Annotated in this window: 3 protein-coding genes and 2 pseudogenes; 2 read left to right on the top strand and 3 right to left on the bottom strand. The window is 45.3% G+C overall.

The window, feature by feature from the left end:
• Positions 1-284 precede the first annotated feature (284 nt).
• Positions 285-857, top strand: a pseudogene (locus tag O9332_RS24155) (ISAs1 family transposase); the annotation flags it as partial.
• 583 nt (positions 858-1,440) lie between these two features.
• On the opposite strand, the gene O9332_RS24150 reads toward O9332_RS24155, so the two are convergent.
• From O9332_RS24150 to O9332_RS24140, 3 genes are all read right to left on the bottom strand, one after another.
• A complete protein-coding gene (locus O9332_RS24150; RefSeq protein ID WP_288027686.1) occupies positions 1,441-1,977 on the bottom strand; it encodes a hypothetical protein in 537 nt (178 codons plus the stop codon).
• A 100-nt stretch (positions 1,978-2,077) separates the two neighbouring features.
• On the bottom strand, positions 2,078-2,512 hold the full coding sequence (locus O9332_RS24145) for an MgtC/SapB family protein (protein ID WP_223210969.1): 435 nt from the start codon (positions 2,510-2,512) through the stop codon (positions 2,078-2,080).
• Positions 2,513-2,644: 132 nt separating this feature from the next.
• The gene (locus O9332_RS24140; RefSeq protein WP_155120367.1) at positions 2,645-2,815 is read right to left on the bottom strand and encodes a hypothetical protein; all 171 of its coding nucleotides are present in this window, start codon (positions 2,813-2,815) and stop codon (positions 2,645-2,647) included.
• A gap of 172 nt (positions 2,816-2,987) precedes the next feature.
• Between O9332_RS24140 and O9332_RS24135 the strand changes: the two are divergent.
• Positions 2,988-3,363, top strand: a pseudogene (locus tag O9332_RS24135) (NF041680 family putative transposase); the annotation flags it as partial.
• Positions 3,364-3,596 lie beyond the last annotated feature (233 nt).

Below are 3,596 nucleotides of genomic sequence, written 5' to 3'. Positions count from 1 at the left end.
GACTAAATCCTTATCTGGCAAGAGACTTAATTGATTAGTTCGCTCTAGATCAAAAATAATTGACAAAAATCGCCAAATGCCTTTCTATATAAGGGTTCCATCCCTTATAACCCCCGTCCATTGCATAACAAAAACCGAAGAACCTAAATCTACAAGATATCCTCATGGAATAGCAATTAGGAGATAAATATTAAATTTTTCAAGTTAGTATACAGAATATTAACTATCTGTTTACAGGTTCGCGCAAAACAATGTTAACGGACAAATGTTCATGACCAACAGCCCTGATTGAAAAACACTTTGGCACTCTAAAAGACCCTAGAGCGTTACACAACATTGAGCATTTGCTGATAGATATTATTGTGATTACTATCTGTGCAACCATTTGTGGGGCGAACAACTGGTAAGCAGTTGCTGCCTATGGTATAGCCAAATATGAATGGCTAAAAACTTTTCTAGCTCTGCCTAATGGGATTCCCTCTCATGATACATTGATCCGATTATTTGTCCGTTTAAAATCAGAAGAACTCCAGTCATGCTTTATTAGTTGGATGCAAGCAGTTCATCAGGTGACCAATGGAGAACTCTTAAATGTGGACGGGAAAACCTGACGAGGGGCAAAAGAACGAGGAAATAACCGCAGTTTAATTCCTATGGTAAGTGTCTGGTCAGCCACTAATCATTTGGTACTTGGTCAACGAAAAGTCGCTGAAAAATCCCATGAGATTACTGCTATTCCTGAATTATTGAAGATTTGAGAAATTCGAGGTTGTTTAGTAAGTATTGATGCCATGGGATGTCAAACTGAAATTGCCTCTACAATTATTGAGCAAGGCGCTGATTATGTATTAGCATTGTGAAACGCTGATCTGCCAAGCATTATACCCTCAGTTATCTTTTGTTATCGTTTGAGTCCCGCTAAATAGGGTTTGCGGCAAAAAGTTTTTCGTGGGGACAGGGTGTGGGGTGTGGGGTGTGGGGTGTGGGGTTTTAGGGATTTTGAGGGGGTCAGTTACCTAATTTTCAGGGAAAAAGTCCCGGAATTTTACCCCCGATCACTCCAATGGTTGGCACTTTTTGAGGGAAAAAAAGTCTAAAAGTCTTACCCAACAAGGTTTTTAGATTTATTCAGCCAACCCTAAATAGGGCTTGCTGAATAATGGTAAAACCCTTTTAAAATAAGGCTTTTGACCTGTTAAAATCCGATGTTCATGCTGCGAAAATAGGATTGGGACATTCAAAAACCTTGCATTATCCTTCTTGTAGTACATAAACCGGTACAAAAAAAAAGAGGGCAACAAAGCCTGAAACGACCGGCTACTGACGACCGACGACCGACTCCTAACCCCACCAACAAACTTTTTCAGCAAACCCTAAATAAGCAATTCGACTCACCACTACTTCCAGATCGCTACCCCATAGTCTATCCCTTTCCTGGCGTTACTGGGTTTTCTGCGTTTGCTCCAGATACTTCTGCACACTCTGTCCCATCTGCACCAGATTCGGTTCAATCTTTTTGGCCAGAAGCTCTTCGACTAGGTGAACTAAGCGACTGAGCAAGAAGGGGGGCACACTGTGAACTGCGCTGAGGTCAATCCTCACTTCGACTCGGCTTTCCACCAATGTGCAATTGCCTCGATCCAGAAAGCGGTTCTTGCCAGCGCAAAACACCGCCTCTCGGTAGGCATGGGTTTCAATTTGCCAGTCTACAGTAAACTCATTGTTGTCCCAGATATCGTATTCCGTCCAAGTGAACAGTTCTTCACTCAAAAGTGCCCGAGCAGCGGCTGGGATGTCCCCACCCCCATGCCACTCCAGCACTAGTCGCACCTGTCGCTCCGCTTCCTGGCGAGACTTGAGTTGCAGCGATCGCACATTGGGCAGATACGGCCCCAACTCCATCAGCTTGTCCCGATAGGTGACATAAACCAAGGGTCGAGAAAACGACACCTGTGAATCAACGGAAATTTTGATCATCTTTGGGCTCCAACGGCATGGGGCAAGATATGCAGTTTAACGCGGGTATGAACTACTTGTACATCTTCAACCCCTATCCGCCCGAATACTCCGACCCCGTTTAACTCCTCCTTCCACGGCGTTCAAACAACCGTTCGACCTTGGGAATTAAGGATAAGATTCCCAAGGCTAAGAGAGTGCTGAGAATGGCCGTCGCTTCTCGCCCCATCCCTGCCGCTACGCCGATGGCCGCCGTTAGCCATATGCCCGCCGCCGTGGTCATCCCCTTAGCCTCCTCTTGGTGCCTTCCTATAATGATCGATCCGGCCCCAAGGAATCCCACCCCAGCGATCAAGCCCTGCAACACACGAGTTAAATCTGCGATCGATGCCCCAGATTGTTGAGGAATGAGGACGAAGAGTGCTGCCCCGAAAGAAACCAGCATATGCGTTCGCAACCCTGCCGCCTTGCCCTTGATCTCCCGATCGTACCCCAGTAGACCACCAAGGATCGCCGCAAGCAAGAAACGTAAAATGATGCGGATAATTTGAGCCACATCGGTGATCTCGGAGAATTCCGATAGCACAGTATTCCATATCACTTGCCACACACCCGTAGTCCCTCCTTACTTTGGCTGTACTTCATTCTACAAAGTTGGCTGTAATTTCTTTATTGATGTCCGATCGTTCTACCGATAGATTGCATCATCAATCGTGACTCGGAAAAACTCACCCTCTGACTCAAACCGCTCAGTGCCAAAGTACCATCCAATCCGCAGACGGGTCGGAATGGTATAGCCACAGAATGTGCCTTCTTCCTCTATAATTCCACCGAAGTCCACATAATGGGACTTAGACAAAAAACAAATCGATAAAAGCCTCAACTCCAATCCCCGCTTGGGATTTACTTCGAGAAGCCCAAAATCGCTGAAACCCAGATATATCAAGGAAAATCATAAATCGAGGTTAACCCTTTGTCCCGTAATGGTTTGAGCCTTTTTTGCTGACCGAAAACGCCTAAGTCCCATTAACATCGATCACTCGAATCGCTTCGCACTCGCAAAGATTACACTGGACTTTACCCAAACTTTCAAATCCCGAACAAGGGCAATCTGGTCGCGATTTGATGCCTCTACTGACTTGGTAGTTATGGCTGGCTCGTGAGATAGTACAAGATAATCCTTTACCTTGGCAGAAGCCTCTTCCACAAAACTCTCTAACTCCTGGAAGGGTCGCTCAGGGTTTTGGGGCAATTTTAGCGGTGATTGGTACACCCGCCTGTTTCCCCAAAACCCGAGGAAAATCCCAGGGCTGGCCTAAAGGCAAAAAACGGACTCCAAAAATCCCTTATCCTACGGTCAAAAAACGCTATTCTGCCCCGCCTAAATCGAAAAAGACCGCATCTTAATCCTTCATCCTGCTTTTTATCTCTTTCTCAGTCTTTTATCCCTAGCTGTGCCAATTTGGGCTGCAAATTAGTCTAAACAGAAGTTATGATTCTTATTTAGGGCTTGCTGAATAATGGTAAAACCCTTTTAAAATAAGGCTTTTGACCTGTTAAAGTCCGATGTTAGTGCAAGAAAATAGGATTGGGACTTTCAAAAACCTTGCATTATCCTTCTTGTGGTACATCGCTTGGTA

This window comes from Microcystis sp. LE19-10.1B, from assembly GCF_027530565.1.
In the GTDB taxonomy this organism is placed as follows: domain Bacteria; phylum Cyanobacteriota; class Cyanobacteriia; order Cyanobacteriales; family Microcystaceae; genus Microcystis; species Microcystis aeruginosa.
The sequence above is the reverse complement of the archived record's forward strand: the minus strand, read 5'-3'. Positions and strand labels throughout refer to the sequence as shown.

Bases quoted from the DNA above. Each gene is read 5' to 3' on its own strand.
- O9332_RS24150 (WP_288027686.1), bottom strand. From the start codon at position 1,977: ATGATCAAAATTTCCGTTGATTCACAGGTGTCGTTTTCTCGACCCTTG.